Source organism: Labrenzia sp. R5_0 (assembly GCF_017743835.1).
GTDB lineage: Bacteria > Pseudomonadota > Alphaproteobacteria > Rhizobiales > Stappiaceae > Roseibium > Roseibium algicola.
The window spans coordinates 1-17,723 of record NZ_JAGHRK010000011.1 but is presented as its reverse complement, the minus strand read 5'-3'; the positions used below and the strand labels follow the sequence as shown (position 1 = coordinate 17,723).

Sequence of the window (17,723 nt, the reverse complement as noted above, 5' to 3'; positions counted from 1 at the left end):
AATTCCAACCTAGGCTTTTTTCCGGTTAGTACGCTGAGTGCATTCAGGAGGACGTCATGCATTTGAAAACAACACTAACCGGCCTGTTGGCCGCAACCATGCTTGCCGGTGCCGGCTCTGCCCAGGCAGAGACCCTGCGCCTGTTGACCTGGGGGTCTTACGCTCCCGACGAACTGGTCCAAAAATTTGAAGAAGAATATCCGGACATTGATGTTGAAGTCACCTTCTCCAACAACGAGGAAATGATTGCCAAGCTGCGCGCCACTGGTGGTGCCGGCTTCGACCTTGCCCAGCCAAGCCACGACCGCATCTACGCGGCCCAGCTAGAATATGACATCTACAAGCCGCTGGATCTTTCAAAGATCGACACCGGCGCGATGGAAGCCAAGCTGCTTGACGGCGTGAAGGCAAACACCACGATCGAGGGTGAAGTCTACGCGGTTCCCCACCAGTGGGGCACATCCGGCCTGATGGCCGACAAGACAAAGGCTCCGGACCTTTCGAGCTGGGCCGACCTGTGCGACCCGGCCTACAAGGGCAAGACCTCGATGCGCCTGAAGCGCACGATCCTGCTCGGCACGGCCTTCTCGATGGGTGAAGACCCGTTCGCGGCCTACGCGGACCTTGAGAAATACCAGGGCATCCTGGACAAGGTCGCCGACAAGCTGATCGAGTGCAAGGACAACATCAAGGCCTACTGGAAAGGCGGCGACGACCTGTCCGCCATGATGCTGTCAGGCGAAATCGTGGCATCCGAAACCTGGGATTCCACCGCTTACAAGCTCTACGACCAGAACCAGAACATCGTCTTCGTTCCGCCGAAGGAAGGCGCGCTAGCCTGGATCGACACCTTCGCCCTGCCGCGCAAGGGCAAGGCGGATGATGCCGCCTACAAGTGGATCAACTTCGTGCTGCGGCCGGAAAACGTGACCATCATGTCCGGCAGCACCGGCGCGATTGCCGCGGTCAAGGGTGGTACCGACCTGCTGCCGGAAGACAAGAAGGCAGCCGTCAATGCGGCCTTCACCGCAGCCGACATCGACAATCTCAAGTTCTTTGCCAACATTCCTCCCGGCGTGGAAGACATGGAAGGCAAGACCCTCGAGAAGATCAAGGCAGCCACAGGCGGCTGATCAGGTTCAGGGCTGCCGGAACCATTCCGGCAGCCCTTTCCTTTTTTTGAAAAAATCAAAACACCGGAGAGAAGCAACCGGGAACACCCGGCGCTCCAAACCCCGATCCCTTCCAGTTGGCCCGCATTGATGAAACACACCTCACCCGCATACGATCTTGAATGCCTCGACCTTGCCAAGAGTTTTGGAGGATTTCGCGCCGTCAAAGGCGTCTCCTTCGAGATCCCGAGCGGTTCGTTCTTCTCCATTCTCGGTCCGTCGGGCTGTGGCAAGACAACCCTGATGCGCATGATCGCGGGTTTCGAGGACCCGACCTCCGGCGATATCAAGATCAAGGGCAAGTCTGTACTCGGCGTGCCGCCCAACCGGCGCAACGTCAAGATGGTGTTCCAGCATCTGGCGCTGTTCCCGATGATGAACGTCTACGAGAACATCGCCTATGGCCTCAGGTGCGCAGGCGTTGGCAATGCGGAAATAAAGCGCAAGGTCCAGGACGTACTGGAGCGGATCGCCCTGCCCGACGTTGGCGAGCGGGAAATCCACCAGTTGTCCGGCGGCCAGAAACAGCGCATCGCCATTGCTCGCTGCATGGTGCTCGATCCGGATGTACTCTTGCTCGATGAACCGCTCGGCGCGCTCGATCTGAAGCTGCGCGAAGCGATGAAGATCGAGTTGAAACTTTTGCAGCACCAGTTCAACACGACCTTTATCTACATCACCCACGATCAGTCGGAAGCACTGGTGATGTCCGATAACGTCGCCATCATGAACCAGGGCATTTTCGAACAGATCGGCACGCCGCAGGATCTCTATCATCACCCCAAGACCGCCTTCGTCGCCGGCTTTGTTGGCGACAGCAACCGCTGGTCCGGCACGGTGAAATCCGCAGATGGCACGGGTGGCAAGGTGGAAACGGACCAGGGCCTTTCGATGAGTTTCAGTGCCGGCGCGGATCAGACCATTCGTGATGGCGACAAGGTGGAGATTTTCGTGCGGCCGGAATTCATCCGCACGGTGCGCGCATCCGAAGCGGACCAGGCTGTGACAGAAGGCGACAACCAGATGAGCGGTGTCATCGACAGCCTGCTCTTCAACGGTGCCAACAGCCGTGTGCTCGTACGGACCGGCAGCGGCGAGCTTATCGAGTCCGATGTGACGGTAACCGGCAACAACGACCTGAAACCCGGAGAAGACGTGCGCCTGATCTGGTCGTCCCGGCAAGCCATGTGTTTTGCCCGCGCGGAGAGCGCATGATGCAGAACAAGGATATCAAACGGCTGTCGCTGATCCTGCTGTTTTCGCCTTTCGCGCTCTGGATCCTGCTGCTGATCATTCTGCCGCACATCGGCATGGTGCTCCTCTCCTTCCGCGAGAAAGTGGCACCGCGCGTCTATGAGTACAGCTTCGCCAACTATCTGGATTTCATAAACGAACCGATCTACTGGAACACGCTTCTTCGAACCGGATCCATGTCCCTGCTGGTCACAGCCCTGGCGCTGCTGATCGGCTTTCCCATTGCCTACTACATCGCCAAGATCGCCGGCCCCAGAGCGCGCGGTGGTCTGTTCCTGCTCTGCCTGATCCCGCTCTGGGTCAGCGACCTGATCCGTTCCTTCGGCTGGATCCTGCTGTTGCGCGAAACCGGTGTGATTTCGAATTTCCTGCTCTGGACCGGACTGGTCGGCCAGCCTGTCGAGTTTCTCTACAACGACATCGCGGTCATCATCGGCCTCGTCTACACCGTGATCCTGTTCATGATCGTGCCACTGGTTTCGACGCTGGACGGCATGGACAATTCAATGATCGAGGCCGGGTACAATCTGGGTGGCAGCGGCTTCACCGTGCTGCGCCGGATCATCATTCCCTACGCGATGCCGGGCATCGTGGCCGGCTGTATCGTCACCTTCATGCTGACGGCAGGTTCCTACCTGACGCCGATCCTGCTCGGCGGCAAGAATTCGAGCTGGTTTACCGAACAGATCTACAACCAGTTCATCACCCGCTTCAACTGGGAGGGAGGCGCGGCCTTCGGCATGCTGCTCCTGATTTTTACCTCCGTCGTGATCTGGCTCGGCCTGAAACTCTCCGGTCAGACCCTCGCCAACACCGTGGCCAAGAGCTGAGGAGGACAGACGATGCTTGCGCAAAAGAACTCCTCTCCGTTCCTGATGGGCTACCGGCTCTATGTCGTTGCCTTCTTCATCTTCCTGGCAGCGCCGCTGATTTCAGCCGGAGCCTTCGCCTTCAACGACAGCCTGTTCCCGGCACTGCCCTGGCAAGGTTTCACGCTGGACTGGTTCTTCAGCGACACCGAACCAAAACTCGGCATGTTCCATGACCGGCGTTTGCTGCAGGGGCTTTATTATTCCTTCGTCATCGCAATCTTCGTTGCGGCGCTCTCCGTCTTCGTCGGCACGACCAATGCGTTCCTGTTCGTGCGCGGCGAGTTTCCAGGCAAGAACTTCTTCTACATTCTGATGGTGGTGCCGCTGGTGATCCCGGGTGTCATCCTCGGCATCTCCATCCTGGTCCTGGCCAGCGACACCGCGAACTACATGGAAAACAGGTTCGATCTGGAGCTTGAGTTCCTGAGGCCAGGCCTCCTGCTTGTCGTGTTCGGGCAGTTTTCCTTCATCACCACCATCACCTCGCTGGTGATCACAGCCCGGCTGAAGAAATTCGACGCCACGATGGAAGAAGCCGCCTTCAACCTGGGGGCGAGCCGGGTCCGCGTGTTGCGCACCGTCACGCTGCCCTTCCTGCGTCCGGCGATGATCGCGGCCGGCATCGTTGCCTTCCTGGTCTCGTTCGAGAACTTCAACACCACGCTATTTCTTGTCGGCTCGGAAGCGCCGCTGACGATCACCATGTATGACCGGATGGCAAAGGTCGGCTCGACGCCGGTCCTCAATGCCGTCTCCTTCGTGCTCATGGTCGGGTCCGGACTGCTTGCGCTGCTATCGATTGCCATCCAGCGCGACAAGACCTCTCAATAGGAGCATTCATGGCGGAGTTCGACTTTGTCATCGTCGGCGCGGGCTCGGCAGGCTCGGTGCTTGCCGACCGGTTGTCGGAAGACGGCAAATACACCGTCTGCCTTCTGGAGGCAGGCGGCTCGGATCTCAATTTCTGGATCTGGATGCCGATCGGCTACGGCAAGGCTTTCTATAACCGGAACATCAACTGGATGTACCACACCGAGGCGGACCCGGGGCTCAACGACCGCTCCGGCTACTGGCCGCGCGGCAAGGTGCTGGGCGGGTCCAGTTCGATCAATGCCATGGTCTATATCCGCGGTCAGCATGCGGATTTCGAGGACTGGAAGGCCCTCGGCAACACCGGCTGGGGCTGGCAGGACGTTCTGCCCTATTTCAAGCGCTCGGAAACCAATTGCAACGGTGCCGACGACTATCGCGGCGGGGATGGCCCCCTTTATGTCTCCTCCATGGACAAGGACGTCCACCCGCTGTGTCAAAACTTCCTGGCAGCCAGCGAGGAAGCCGGCTTCAGCCGTAATCCGGATTTCAATGGCAAAAGCCAGGAAGGTGTCGGCCTCTACCAGATAACCGCGAAAAACGGGTTCCGCATGTCGACGGCCCGTGCCTATCTTTCACGCGCGAAAAAACGTCAGAATGTCTCCATCCTGACTAACGCACACACGACCCGGCTGATCCTTGAAAACGGACGGGCGACCGGTGTCGTCTACAGCCGAGGCGGCACCGAGCAGACCGTGAAGGCCCGACGGGAAGTGATCCTCAGTGCAGGTGCCGTCAACTCGCCGCAAATCCTCATGTTGTCCGGCATTGGTGATGGCGCGGACCTGCAGGCCAAGGGCATCACCTCCACCTTGCACAGTCCTGCTGTCGGCAAGAACCTGCAGGACCATCTTGGCCTCGACTATCTCTACCGGTCCAAAGTGCCGACGCTGAACCAGCAGCTTTATCCCTGGTGGGGCAAGCTCGCCCAGGGCATCCGCTATGTCCTGACCCGCAGTGGTCCGCTGTCGCTCAGTGTCAATCAGGCCGGTGGCTTCGTCAAAAGCAATCCGGATTGTGAACGGCCGAACATCCAGCTGTATTTCTCGCCCGTCAGCTACACCAAGGCGCCGAAGGGGAAACGTCCGCTGATGAACCCGGACCCTTTCCCCGGCTTCCTCCTCGGCTTTCAGCCGACACGGCCAACCAGCCGCGGCCATATCTGCCTGCGCTCCACCGATCCGTTCGACATGCCGGAGATCCACCCGAACTCGCTCAGCACCAACCGTGATCTCACGGAGATGATCGAAGGCAGCAAGCTGATGCGCAAGATCGCCGAAAGCCCTGCCATGCAATCGGTTATCGACGAGGAGATCACACCAGGCCCGGGTGTCCAGACCGACGAGGACATGCTGGCGGATGTCCGCAGCCGCTGTTCCACAGTCTTCCACCCTGTCAGCACCTGCCGCATGGGACCGGAGGCGAGCGAAAACGTCGTCGACACGCGTCTGCGGGTTTATGGGGTCGAAGGGCTTCGGGTCGTCGATGCCTCGATTTTCCCGACGGTCACGTCCGGCAATACCAACGCACCTGCGATCATGGTCGGCGAAAAAGGCGCGGACCTTATCCTGGAAGACACACGAGCGGCGTAAGGCACGTAATGACTCAGGCTCTTTTTGCGGACAACTACAAGACGACACCATACTGGCAGGATATCGCGCCCAAACTCGCACTGCCGGATACCGGTTTGCCGGCAGAGGTCGATGTGTTGGTGGTTGGCGGTGGGTACACCGGCCTGAACGCCGCACTGCAGACCGCCCGTGAAGGCCTCGGCACACTGGTTCTCGACGCGGAAGATCCGGGTTGGGGCTGCAGCATGCGCAATGGCGGCCAGCTTTCGACCAGCCTCAAGCCGTCCTTTTCCAACCTGGCGGGCCGATATGGCAGGGAGCTCGCCACCCAGCTTTGCCTGGAAGGCCAGGCGTCTCTTGACTACATGCACGCACTTTCAAGGGAAGATGGACTGGAGATGGGCTTACGGGAAACCGGCCGCTTCCACGGCGCCCACAAGCCCCATCTTTACGAGAGCCTTGCCAGAGACTGTGCCGCCGGACACCCCGTGTGGAAGACCGATGCCTTCATGGTGCCGAAAGGCGACATGGCACGGGAGCTTGGGACCGACGCCTATCATGGCGGTATCGTCAATCCGCATCATTGCAGCATCGATGTCAGCAAGTACCATCCTTCACTTTTGAACAAGGTGCTGGCGGAAGGCGCGATGGTGCGCGGCAAGTGCCGGGTGGTGTCGCTTGAACGCGAGACGTCAGGTTTCAAGGTTCTGACAACCGACGGCTCCCTCAAGGCACGCAAGGTCATTCTGGCGACCAATGGTTACTCCGGGCCCCTGTCGCCCTGGCTTCAGCGGCGGCTGATCCCGATCGGCTCTTACGTGATCGCTACGGAAGAACTCCCGAGTGAAACGATCGACCGGCTGTTTCCGACGGACCGGGTCCTCTCCGACACCAGAAAACTGGTCTATTACTACCGGCTGTCCCCCGACCGGAAGCGCGTGCTGTTTGGCGGCCGGGTCTCCTTGAGCGAAACGGACCCGCGCAACAGCGCGCTCAAGCTCCACCGCGATATGACGGCCCTCTTTCCGGAACTTGGCTCCGTGCGGATCAGCCATGCCTGGATGGGGTTTGTCGGCTACACCTTCGACACGCTCGCCCATGCTGGCGAAGACAACGGTCTGTTTCACGCGGGCGGCTATTGCGGGTCCGGGGTAGGTATGGCGAGTTATCTCGGCATGCGTATGGGCCAGAAAGCTACCGGCCGTGAAAAATCACTCTCCGCGTTCGAGAAGATCCCCTTCCCGACCCGGCCGCTATACCAGGGCAATCCGTGGTTCCTGGCACCATCAGTGCTGGTCTACCGACTGCGGGACAGGTTCGGCATCTGATTGGGGTCAGCCTCGCGGTGGATAGCCTTCTTGCGCTGCCCCCTTGCCAGCATTTCATACCGAAGACTGGGCGGGCGCCGGCACATCGGCAAGCAGGCGCACCAGCCAATCGACAAAAACGCGAACCTTGTTCGAAAGGTGCCGGTTGGGCGGGTAGACGATATAAAGCGGAATGGTGTCGGCAGACCATTCCGTCAACAGCGGCACGAGGTCCCCGCGCTTCAGCTCTTCCCGCACCATGAAGTCAGGCAGCTGCGCGATACCGTGACCGGCAACAGCCGCTGCCACATAGCTGCGGGCATCGTTGACCGAGCAATGATAGCGTCCGTCGACCAGAATTTCCTCACCGTCCTTGCGGAAGGTGAACGGGTGGGTGCGTCCGGTGGCGGCAACGAAATAATTGACGCAATAGTGGTTCGCCTTCACGTCTGCCGGGCTTTCCGGTGTACCTGCCCGCTCCAGGTAGGACGCTGCCGCGCAAGTGGTCAGGCCGACCTCCGCCACCCGCCGTGCAATCAGCGACTGATCAGCCGGAGCACCACCGCGCAAGGCACAATCAACATTCTCTGCCAGGTAGTCGACTGTCCTGTCGCCGATCCCGAGGTCGATACGGATATCCGGGTATTTTTCGTAAAAACCGCCAAGCTCCGGTATCACGAACCAGTCGGCAAAAGCCCCTGACATTTCAACGCGCAGCCGCCCACCCGGATTGCTCTGGGCCTGGGACAGGCTGGCATCAAGTTCGTCGACCTCCGAAACGATCTGAACGGCCCGCTCATAATAAAGCGCGCCGTCCGTCGTCACGATCACGCGCCGCGTTGTCCGGTTGAGCAATTTGGTCTGCAGATGTTTCTCGAGATTCTGGATCAGGTTGGTAACCGTCGCCTTCGGCATCTGAAGGGAATCGGAGGCTCGGGTGAAATTTCCTGTTTCAACCACCCTCACAAAGGCGCGCATGGCGGAGAGTTGATCCATTTCTGGGCGTCCTGATCAAAAAATAGGCTTATTATTCGAAAATTCGAATAGTGAAACCAATAATACACCCCTTATTCCAGAGTTGGAACAACAATACCTATCGGACATGCAAGAGAGCTGGTGTACCCAGTTCTCCCTCAACCAACAGACACGAAACGGCGCTGAAAATGACGGTGCAGATCAAGGATATGACACTCGACAAGGTGGCCATCGGCCCCGTGGCGGCACGTGTCTACCAGGGCGCCGAATACAGCAAGTCGCCGCCAGTCCTGATCTATTTTCACGGCGGCGCTTTTCAAGGCACCGTCCCGCAGGAAAGCGAGTTTGCGCATCTCATTGCCGAAACCGGCGCTATTGTCGTGATGCCGGATTACAATGTACCGCTTGGCAGCGTCTTTCCGAAGCCGCTGGAAACGGGGTTTTCGATCTTCTCCTATCTGGCGAAAAAGCGCGCCGGCCTTGGGAACCGGAAATCCCTGCTTCTTGTCGGCGGCGTCGAGGCTGGCGGCAACATCGCCGCAGCGGTCGCGCTGAAGGCGCGGGATCATTTCGCCGATGAACTTGACGGGCAGATCCTTCTGTCACCTTTGCTTGATCCTTTCATGGGCTCTGCATCGTTTGAGAAGGCCGGCGAGTTCGGCATGAAGGACATCTGGGCCGACGGCTGGAGCCACTATCTCAGCACCGGCATGTGCCACCCCTATGCGGCCCCATGCATGTGCTCACGCCTGACCGGCGTTGCCCCGGCGCTCGTTCTGTCTTCTCAGGACGATCCGCTCAAGGACGAAACACTCGGCTTTGCGACCTGCCTGAAAAATGCAGGCGTTGAAGTTCACCAGCATGTTCTCCCCGCCGGGACAGGCTGGCCATCACTCTACGGCGGAAAGACGGACGAGACCCCATCCTGGCAAGAAACCGTAAGCACGCAGTTTTCCGGTTTCGTGCAGTCCGTCAGCGTCCACTGATTTGATATCCAAACCCTTCTGAAGATTGTGTTTTCAGCAGGGTTTCCAAGGAGAGACCAATGACATCAAGAAGCAAGCGCTGGGCCCTGACGGGCGCCAGTCTGGCAGTTGCTGTCTCTGTTTCAGCCGCTGTCCTCATCATGAACCTTCCGGCAAGCAGCCCTGCAACAGCCGCGGGCGGCACAGTCGCCATCCCGGCGGTGCCGGTGACCGTTGCCGAGGTCAAATCCCGCGAAATAACCGTGTGGGAAGATTTCTCCGGCAGGCTCGAAGCCGTTGACCGGGTTCAGATCCGCTCCCGTGTGGCCGGCTCCATTCAATCCGTCGATTTCCGTGAAGGCGCATTGGTGGAAGCAGGTGACCTGCTCTTCACCATTGACCCGGCTCCCTACGAGGCCGCCGTCGCTCAGAGGGAAGGTCAGGTTGAACTTGCGCAAACGCAGCTCAACCTCGCCAAGCTGGAACTGGATCGTGGCAACAAGCTGATCGAAAACCGGACCATCTCCCAAAGCGTCCTCGACCAGCGCCGCAACACCTACGCCGAAGCACAGGCCAACCTCAGAACCGTCAAGGCAGCTCTCAGGTCGGCCAAGCTGGAACTTGGCTACACCAAGGTGCTGGCACCCGTGTCGGGTCGTGTCGGCAAGATCGAGATCACCGTCGGCAATCTCGTTGCCGCGGGCTCCGCATCGCCGGCATTAACAACCCTTGTCTCTGTCGATCCGATCTATGCAAGCTTCAACGCAAGTGAAGACCTGGTCTCGCGGGTTCTGGCCGAGTTGCCGCAGACAGATGCAGCGGTGCCGCCACTGGACATGATCCCCGTCGAAATCGAAACCTCGTCAACCGCCGGACACCCGGTGAAGGGCAAGCTGCAGCTGGTCGATAACCAGGTTGACGCCGTCAGCGGCACCATTGGTGTCAGGGCGGTCTTCGACAATCCGGGCGGCAGGCTGATCCCGGGCCAGTTCGTGCGTATCCGCATGGGTGAGCCAAGGCCGGAACAGAAGGTCCTGATCAGCGAACGCGCCATCGGCACCGACCAGGACAAGAAATATGTCTATGTCGTCGGTGACGACAACAAGGTGGCCTACAGGCCGATCGACCTTGGCAGGACCGCGGAAGGTGCACGTATCGTCGACAGCGGCCTCGAGCCGGGTGAACGGATCGTCGTCAACGGCCTGCAACGGATCCGCTCTGGTGCACTCGTCGATCCTCAGCTCGAAAACGACGTTGCCGCTGCAAACTGAGTGAACAGGTGGAGTGCAAGGCGCTCCACCTCCCCTCTTCAACAATTCAAGTCATGATTGCCGGTGGCGCCGCCACCGGCCGGGGACGTGTTGTCCCGATTTCCGACCGGAAAGGGCCTGGATATGAATATCTCGAGATTCTTCGTCGACCGCCCGGTCTTTGCCGGTGTGCTGTCTGTCCTCATCCTCATCGCCGGCCTGATCGGTCTGCGGGCGCTGCCGATCTCAGAATACCCCGAGGTGGTACCGCCATCGATCGTCGTGCGCGCCGCCTATCCGGGGGCGAACCCGAAGGTCATTGCCGAGACGGTGGCAACACCGCTGGAAGAACAGATCAACGGTGTCGAGGGCATGCTCTACATGTCCAGCCAGGCGACCTCTGACGGCGTCATGACACTCACGGTCACGTTCGAGCTCGGCACTGATCCCGATCAGGCCCAGCAGCTTGTCCAGAACCGCGTCTCGCAAGCCGAACCCCGTCTCCCGGCGGAAGTACGAAGCCTTGGCATAACCACGGTGAAAAGTTCACCCGATCTGATGATGGTCGTGAACCTGACTTCGCCGGACAATCGCTACGACATCACCTACCTGCGCAACTATGCCGTCCTCAACATCAAGGACCGGCTGGCCCGCCTGCAGGGTGTCGGCCAGGTGCAGGTGTTCGGTTCCGGCGATTACTCCATGCGTGTGTGGGTCGACCCTCAAAAGGCGGCCGGCCATAACCTGGCAGCCAGCGACATCACCAACGCCATCCGCCAACAGAACGTGCAGGCCGCGGCCGGCATTATCGGCGCTTCGCCGAACCTGAAGGGTGTCGACGTTCAGCTCAGCGTCAATGCGCAAGGTCGTCTTCAGACGCCGGAAGAGTTCGGCAACATCATTGTCCGTACCGGTGAAAACGGTGAGGTCACCCGGTTGCGCGACGTTGCCCGGATCGAGCTCGGTGCAGCCGATTATTCGCTGCGCTCCCTGCTCGACGGCAAACCGGCCGTCGCCATTCCTGTGTTCCAGGCACCCGGCTCCAACGCAATTGCCATTTCCGATGCAGTGGTCGAGACCATGAACGACCTTCAGGTCGCCATGCCTGACGGCGTCAAATACGAAATCGTCTACGACACCACAAAGTTTGTTCGATCCTCCATCGAGAAGGTTGTCGACACGCTGCTGGAAGCCGTGGTGCTTGTGGTTCTCGTCGTGATCCTGTTCCTGCAGACATGGCGCGCATCGATCATTCCGCTGATCGCCGTTCCCGTGTCGATCATCGGCACCTTCGGAGTCATGTATGTCTTCGGCTTTTCCATCAACGCTCTCAGCCTCTTCGGGCTGGTTCTCGCCATCGGCATCGTGGTCGATGACGCGATCGTGGTCGTTGAAAACGTCGAACGAAACATCGAAAACGGGCTGAACCCGCGCCAGGCAACCTACAAGGCCATGAAGGAAGTCTCCGGACCGATCATCGCCATTGCACTGGTGCTTGTGGCGGTGTTTGTCCCGCTCGCCTTCATCACCGGCCTTTCGGGTCAGTTCTATCGCCAGTTCGCACTGACGATCGCAATCTCGACTGTCATCTCGGCCATCAACTCGCTCACTCTGTCCCCGGCCCTGGCCGCCCTTCTCCTGAAGGATCACCATGCGCCCAAGGACTGGCTGACACGTTCGATGGACTTCCTGTTCGGCTGGTTCTTCAAGGGCTTCAACCGGGCCTTCGGCGCCGGTTCCAACGCCTATGGCAAGAGCGTCGGCGGCCTGTTGTCCCGCAAGACCATCGTCATGGTGGTCTACATGGCACTTGCAGGGGCGACCTACAGTCTCTTCACAACGGTCCCCGGTGGCTTCGTGCCGGCACAGGACAAACAGTATCTGATCGGCTTTGCCCAGCTTCCCGACGCTGCCACGCTGGACCGGACCGAAGACGTCATCCGCCGGATGAGCGAGATCGCCATGGAACAGGAAGGTGTCGAACACGCCATCGCCTTCCCGGGCCTGTCGATCAACGGCTTCACCAACTCTTCCAACGCGGGCATCGTCTTCGCCACCCTGACGGATTTCGAGGAACGCAAGTCTCCGGAATTGTCCGGCGACGCCATTGCGATGCAGCTGAACCAGAAGTTCGGCACGATCCAGGACGCGTTTATTGCCATGTTCTCGCCGCCGCCTGTTCAGGGCCTTGGCACCACTGGCGGGTTCAAACTGCAGATCGAGGACCGGGCAGGTCTCGGCTACCAGGCACTTGACGCGGCCAACAAGGCCTTCCTGGCGAAAGCCTATCAGACGCCGGAACTGGCTGGATTGTTCTCCAGTTTCCAGATCAATGTGCCCCAGCTTTATGCGGATCTTGATCGCACCAAGGCGGAACAGCTCGGCGTATCGGTAACGGACGTATTCGAGACGCTGCAGATCTATCTGGGTTCACTTTATGTCAACGACTTCAATGCCTTCGGTCGCACTTACAGTGTCCGGGTGCAGGCGGACGCCCAGTACCGGGCGCATGCCGACGATATCGGCAAGTTGAAGGTTCGCTCTGCCACCGGCCAGATGATCCCGCTCTCCGCCCTGTTGAAGGTGGAGGCCACCACCGGGCCGGAACGGGCAACCCGCTACAACGGTTTCCTTGCGGCTGACATCAATGGTGGCCCGGCTCCCGGGTTTTCCTCCGGCCAGGCCCAGGCAGCGGTCGAGCGGATTGCGGAAGAAACCCTGCCTAAAGGCATTGCCTTTGAGTGGACGGACCTGACCTACCAGCAGATCCTTGCCGGCAGCTCCGGGTTCCTGGTCTTCCCTCTGGCCCTGCTTCTGGTCTACCTGGTGCTTGCCGCCCAGTATGAAAGCCTGATGCTTCCGGTGGCGATCGTCATGATCGTACCGATGGGTGTCCTTGCGGCCCTGACGGGCGTCTGGCTGACCCATGGCGACAACAACATCTTCACCCAGATCGGGTTGGTGGTGCTGGTCGGGCTTTCGGCGAAAAACGCGATCCTGATCGTGGAATTCGCAAGGGAACTGGAATTTGAAGGCCGCACGCCGGTTGAAGCGGCAGTCGAAGCCAGCCGGCTACGTCTGCGCCCGATCCTGATGACCTCGATGGCCTTCATCATGGGTGTGGTTCCGCTGGTGCTTTCCACCGGCGCCGGTGCGGAAATGCGAGCCGCGATGGGCATCGCGGTCTTCTCCGGCATGATCGGCGTGACCTTCTTCGGGATCTTCATGACGCCGGTGTTCTACGTGCTGGTCCGCAAGCTCTCGGGCAATCGCCCGCTTGCGCAACACGAGGAACCAGCAGAGCAGCCGCAAGCTCAGAACACGGCCGCTTGAACCTGGACCAAATGACAAGAAAAACGCCCTGGAAGCATTCCTTTCCAGGGCGTTTTGTACTTGGGCAGCCCTTCACGGGCGTGGAGAGTGCGACCAGCTGGCATCGGTGTCGACTGCACGCACGCTCCATGCGATCAAGGTAAGATCTGAACGCCTCCCCCGATACCCCCCGTCACGCAAGGTCGCCGCACTCAGAACACCCCTCACATCCCTGAGATGCAATGCCGGCAACGACACCCAAATTGCGAGTTCCCGCAAATGGATTGCGTGAATTGACCTGTCATATTTGGTTTCTGGCCGCGTAACGTGACGTGCCTGGCGTTGGCTAGCCAACTTGTGGCGATGTATGTGGGAGGAAAACATGCAATCGAATAATTATCACCAAGACACGAAAGCGCTGCGCGGCGGTGTGCAATTTCAACACCTTGCAGCACGCATCAAACAATCTGTGACTGTGGAAAGACGTTTTGCGCATCTTTCGTCGCTGAAGACCGGAATTCTAACAAGCTTGTTTGCCCTGTCGGTCTTTACAGCACCGACCGCCGCAACGGCAGCCGACTACAACTGGACCTTCCAGACCTCGGAAACGGCCGGTGAGCCCGGATTCATCAACAAGCAGAAGTGGGCTGAAAACGTCGAAAAAATGTCCGGCGGGCGGATCGAGATCGAAGTTTTGCCGATTGGCGCCGTTGTCCCGCATACCGATACGCTTGACGCCGTTGGCTCCGGTATTCTTCAGGGGCATCTGACCGATCCGAGCTATTTCGCCGGCAAGGATCCCGCCTTTGCGATGATGGGCAACCTGGTCGGTGCCTGGAGCGATCCGTTCGAATTGATCGGGTTCATGCAATCCGGTGGCGGTCACGAGCTTTACGCCGAATTGGTCGAGCCCTATGGCGTCCATTTCATCGGAGCGGCAGCAACTGAGCCGGAAGCTTTCGTCTCCAGTGTTCCGATCCGCTCAGTGGAAGACCTGAAGGGCGTCAAGATGCGCGCACCGGAAGGCATGGTCTACGAGATCTTCTCCAAGGCAGGTGCCTCTCCGGTTGCGCTTCCCGGTTCAGAGGTCTTCACGGCTCTCGACAAGGGCGTTGTCCAGGCGGCGGATTATACGGTTTTTGCAACCAACCAGTCGCAGGGCATGAACGACGTTGCCCACTATCCGCTGTATCCGGGCTTTCATTCCCTGCCGCTGATCGACATTTCGATGACCAAATCAATCTGGGATGAACTTCCGGACGACCTGAAGGCCGTCCTGAACGCCTCCGTTGACCAGTTCATTTTCGATCACGTTTATTCCGTACGCAAACTCGATGCGGCCGCAGTCGAGGAAGCCAAGGCAAACCCGGAGATCGAAATTGTCAACTGGTCCGGCGACGAGCGAGCGAAGTTCCGCAGGATCGCGCAGCAGGAATGGGAAAACTGGGCCGGCAAGAACGACCTCACCCAACGCTACTACGATGCGGTGGTCGCTTATCTGAAGGGCCGGAACCAGCTCTGATCTGACCAACGTTCCGTTGACGCAGCCGCACCCGGACCGAAAGGTCCGGGTGCGGCCTGACCTTGTTTCTATCTGTCCATAACGGGTGAAACGAGATGCCGGTGCGTGGCCGTCAGCCAAGATTGATTGGCCATCCCCTATTTCCACAACAGCTTGCCAACTGCGCGACGGGAGAAGAATCCATGCCGGACAATCCGGATGTGAGTGACCTGGAGGACAATGGCCAGGCGAACCTGCGAACCGGCCTCGACCGGTTCATTGCCGGGTCCGCGAAGCTCTTTGCCTGGGCTATCTTTCTGGCGTTTGCCATCAGCGTATATGAGGTTATCGCCCGCTACGTTTTTGATAGCCCGACGTATTGGGCTCACGAGAGCACGACCTTCCTCATAGCAGCCATCTTCCTGATCGGCGGTCCCGTAGCGCTCGCTCGCGACAAGCATATTCGCGTGCGCATGATTTATGACTCGGTTTCGCCCCGGGTGCGTCGATGGCTGGATATCGTCAATTCCTTGATCGCGATGATCTTCTTTGCAGGACTGGGATACGCAGGCGCGACGATGGCCTGGAAGGCGACCCACCGACCCAACGGCGATATCCATCTGGAGGGCACGGGTACCGCGTGGAACCCGCCAACACCGGCACTGCTGAAAATCATTATTCTGTTCTGCGTTTGCCTGATGTTCGTTCAGACCCTGATGCACCTGATCAAGGCGATCCGCGGCGATGACGCTGCCTATATCGAACGCGGAGGCCAATGACATGGGCCTCAACGATCTGGGTATTGAATACGGTACAATTTTGCTCGTTGGCAGCATCTTCGTCTTGTTGCTTACAGGTCAGCCTCTCGCCTGGGTGACGGGGCTCGTAGCCCTGGTTTTCACGTTCGGCTGGTTCGGAGGAAATGCGCTGCCGCTGGTTACGGCTCGCATCTTCGGCTTCATTACGGAATATTCCCTCGTCGCCATTCCGATGTTCATCCTGATGGCGGCGCTCCTCGACAGATCAGGAATCGCGAAGGACCTCTTCAACGGAATGAGGGTGCTTGCCGGACGGTTGCCAGGTGGTGTCGCTGTCCAAACGCTGATCGTCGCCACCCTGATGGCCGCCATGTCCGGCGTCATCGGTGGTGAGATCGTTCTACTGGGAATTCTGGCCTTGCCCCAGATGCTGCGGCTTGGATATGACCGTGACCTTTCGATAGGCGTCGTTTGCGCCGGTGGTTCGCTTGGGACCATGATGCCGCCCTCGATCGTTCTGATCATTTATGGGCTGGTGGCAAGTGTTTCCATTGCCGACCTCTTCGTTGCGGCAGTCACACCAGCCCTGATGCTGCTCGGCTGCTATATCGCTTATGTTCTTGTACGCTGTTTCCGAAACCCGGACCTCGGGCCACCAATTTCGGCGGAAGAACGCGCCGAAGAAACAATAGGAAGTGCGATCCGGTCCCTGATCGCCCCTGTGTTCATCGTGGTAGCAGTTCTGGGTTCCATATATGGAGGCATCGCCTCTATCACCGAAGCAGCTGCACTCGGGGTTTCGTCAGTGCTCATCATCGCACTGCTCCGCAGGGAACTTAACGCCCGTATGCTTCAGGACAGTCTGGTCCACACGCTGGAAACCTGCGGCATGATCATCTGGATCGGGATCGCCGCAGCCGTGCTCGTCGGTGTCTACAACCTCATGGGGGGCAACCGCTTCGTCTCCGCGGTCATGCTTGGTCTCGACGCGTCGCCCGTGGCCGTCATTCTGATCATGATGCTGATCCTGCTAGTGCTGGGCATGTTCCTGGACTGGATCGGGATCGCCCTTTTGACCTTGCCCATCTTCGTGCCGATTGTCGTTCAGCTGGGATATGATCCGATCTGGTTCGGCATCCTGTTTGCAGTCAACATGCAGGTCTCCTACCTGACACCCCCCTTCGGTCCGGCTGCCTTCTACCTGAAAAGTGTCGCCCCACCGGACATTACACTTGGCAACATTTACGGAGCTCTGCTTCCGTTTATCGTGCTGCAGCTCTTTGTTCTCGCAATCTTGCTGTTCTTCCCTGGCATCGCGACCTGGATGCTGTAACTCAAAGGCGTGTCGCGTTCTTTCAATTGGATGCGGCACGCTATTACACATGAACGCTTCTTTGCCTTTTCAGCAGGCTTGCCGATCCGCGTTACAGGGGACATCATCGCGCTTTCCCCGCCTTTGATTGTTGAGGACGGTATGATTGAGGAGATGGCGTCGACGTTGGGCGGTGTTTTGTTGTCGACGGCTCAGGTTTGGTTTTTGGATCAGAGATACCCGGAGCCCCTGCCAGTAATGTTGGCGGGGCTTTTGGATTTTTGGAGCGGTTTAGGTTTGTTTCCGGCGCTTCTTTTGGGCTTTGCCGTTCGGGTGTCCCTGGAACGGTTCCGGTCGAGATGCGTTAGGCAACAAAAAACCCCGGTCAGGATATCTGCCGGGGTTATTTGTTTGTTTTGGTAAGTGGCTCTGAGAGTTTTGTGGCCTTGGGCGTCGGGCATAGCGCTTTTTGTGGGGGCGCTGGTCAGTTTAAAATCTGTATCCGTTACCGAATACGACAAAGGCCGCCCTTTTTGGGCGGCCTTTTGTTTATTTGGTTGCGGGAGCAGGATTTGAACCTGCGACCTTCAGGTTATGAGCCTGA

Annotated in this window: 13 protein-coding genes; 12 read left to right on the top strand and 1 reads right to left on the bottom strand. The window is 58.9% G+C overall.

Going from position 1 to position 17,723, the window contains the following annotated elements:
* Positions 1-56: 56 nt before the first annotated feature.
* The 6 genes from J7447_RS29915 to J7447_RS29890 all read left to right on the top strand — a co-directional run bounded on the left by J7447_RS29915 (position 57) and on the right by J7447_RS29890 (position 7,067).
* Positions 57-1,133 carry an extracellular solute-binding protein gene (locus J7447_RS29915; protein WP_023000096.1) on the top strand — a complete coding sequence of 359 codons (1,077 nt, stop codon included), beginning with the start codon at positions 57-59 and terminating at the stop codon, positions 1,131-1,133.
* Between the two features lie 129 nt (positions 1,134-1,262).
* Complete coding sequence (locus tag J7447_RS29910; RefSeq protein ID WP_055661527.1) at positions 1,263-2,387, top strand: ABC transporter ATP-binding protein; 1,125 nt, start codon at positions 1,263-1,265, stop codon at positions 2,385-2,387.
* Complete coding sequence (locus tag J7447_RS29905) at positions 2,384-3,256, top strand: ABC transporter permease (protein ID WP_023000093.1); 873 nt, start codon at positions 2,384-2,386, stop codon at positions 3,254-3,256. The genes J7447_RS29910 and J7447_RS29905 overlap by 4 nt, the downstream gene beginning before the upstream one ends.
* Positions 3,257-3,268: 12 nt before the next feature.
* Entirely contained in the window at positions 3,269-4,129 is an 861-nt protein-coding gene (locus tag J7447_RS29900; protein ID WP_055661526.1) for an ABC transporter permease, read from the top strand.
* 8 nt (positions 4,130-4,137) lie between these two features.
* Entirely contained in the window at positions 4,138-5,760 is a 1,623-nt protein-coding gene (locus J7447_RS29895; protein ID WP_209171710.1) for a choline dehydrogenase, read from the top strand.
* 8 nt (positions 5,761-5,768) lie between these two features.
* The gene (locus tag J7447_RS29890; RefSeq protein WP_209171709.1) at positions 5,769-7,067 is read left to right on the top strand and encodes an FAD-binding oxidoreductase; all 1,299 of its coding nucleotides are present in this window, start codon (positions 5,769-5,771) and stop codon (positions 7,065-7,067) included.
* Between the two features lie 54 nt (positions 7,068-7,121).
* Here the strand turns inward: J7447_RS29890 and J7447_RS29885 are convergent, their stop codons facing one another.
* A complete protein-coding gene (locus tag J7447_RS29885; RefSeq protein WP_209171708.1) occupies positions 7,122-8,042 on the bottom strand; it encodes a LysR family transcriptional regulator in 921 nt (306 codons plus the stop codon).
* Between the two features lie 167 nt (positions 8,043-8,209).
* On the opposite strand from J7447_RS29885, the gene J7447_RS29880 reads away from it, so the two are divergent.
* From J7447_RS29880 to J7447_RS29855, 6 genes are all read left to right on the top strand, one after another.
* The gene (locus J7447_RS29880; protein ID WP_209171707.1) at positions 8,210-9,007 is read left to right on the top strand and encodes an alpha/beta hydrolase; all 798 of its coding nucleotides are present in this window, start codon (positions 8,210-8,212) and stop codon (positions 9,005-9,007) included.
* Positions 9,008-9,066: 59 nt separating this feature from the next.
* A complete protein-coding gene (locus tag J7447_RS29875) occupies positions 9,067-10,257 on the top strand; it encodes an efflux RND transporter periplasmic adaptor subunit (RefSeq protein WP_023000087.1) in 1,191 nt (396 codons plus the stop codon).
* Positions 10,258-10,380: 123 nt separating this feature from the next.
* The gene (locus J7447_RS29870) at positions 10,381-13,569 is read left to right on the top strand and encodes a multidrug efflux RND transporter permease subunit (RefSeq protein WP_055661520.1); all 3,189 of its coding nucleotides are present in this window, start codon (positions 10,381-10,383) and stop codon (positions 13,567-13,569) included.
* Positions 13,570-13,930: 361 nt separating this feature from the next.
* Entirely contained in the window at positions 13,931-15,070 is a 1,140-nt protein-coding gene (locus tag J7447_RS29865) for a TRAP transporter substrate-binding protein (protein ID WP_209171706.1), read from the top strand.
* Positions 15,071-15,252: 182 nt separating this feature from the next.
* A complete protein-coding gene (locus J7447_RS29860) occupies positions 15,253-15,828 on the top strand; it encodes a TRAP transporter small permease (protein ID WP_209171705.1) in 576 nt (191 codons plus the stop codon).
* The gene (locus J7447_RS29855) at positions 15,794-17,140 is read left to right on the top strand and encodes a TRAP transporter large permease subunit (protein ID WP_209171704.1); all 1,347 of its coding nucleotides are present in this window, start codon (positions 15,794-15,796) and stop codon (positions 17,138-17,140) included. The genes J7447_RS29860 and J7447_RS29855 overlap by 35 nt, the downstream gene beginning before the upstream one ends.
* Positions 17,141-17,723: the final 583 nt, after the last annotated feature.

Coding starts and splice junctions, on each gene's coding strand:
- J7447_RS29915 (WP_023000096.1), top strand. CDS start 57: ATGCATTTGAAAACAACACTAACCGGCCTGTTGGCCGCAACCATGCTT.
- J7447_RS29910 (WP_055661527.1), top strand. CDS start 1,263: ATGAAACACACCTCACCCGCATACGATCTTGAATGCCTCGACCTTGCC.
- J7447_RS29905 (WP_023000093.1), top strand. CDS start 2,384: ATGATGCAGAACAAGGATATCAAACGGCTGTCGCTGATCCTGCTGTTT.
- J7447_RS29900 (WP_055661526.1), top strand. CDS start 3,269: ATGCTTGCGCAAAAGAACTCCTCTCCGTTCCTGATGGGCTACCGGCTC.
- J7447_RS29895 (WP_209171710.1), top strand. CDS start 4,138: ATGGCGGAGTTCGACTTTGTCATCGTCGGCGCGGGCTCGGCAGGCTCG.
- J7447_RS29890 (WP_209171709.1), top strand. CDS start 5,769: ATGACTCAGGCTCTTTTTGCGGACAACTACAAGACGACACCATACTGG.
- J7447_RS29885 (WP_209171708.1), bottom strand. CDS start 8,042: ATGGATCAACTCTCCGCCATGCGCGCCTTTGTGAGGGTGGTTGAAACA.
- J7447_RS29880 (WP_209171707.1), top strand. CDS start 8,210: ATGACGGTGCAGATCAAGGATATGACACTCGACAAGGTGGCCATCGGC.
- J7447_RS29875 (WP_023000087.1), top strand. CDS start 9,067: ATGACATCAAGAAGCAAGCGCTGGGCCCTGACGGGCGCCAGTCTGGCA.
- J7447_RS29870 (WP_055661520.1), top strand. CDS start 10,381: ATGAATATCTCGAGATTCTTCGTCGACCGCCCGGTCTTTGCCGGTGTG.
- J7447_RS29865 (WP_209171706.1), top strand. CDS start 13,931: ATGCAATCGAATAATTATCACCAAGACACGAAAGCGCTGCGCGGCGGT.
- J7447_RS29860 (WP_209171705.1), top strand. CDS start 15,253: ATGCCGGACAATCCGGATGTGAGTGACCTGGAGGACAATGGCCAGGCG.
- J7447_RS29855 (WP_209171704.1), top strand. CDS start 15,794: ATGACGCTGCCTATATCGAACGCGGAGGCCAATGACATGGGCCTCAAC.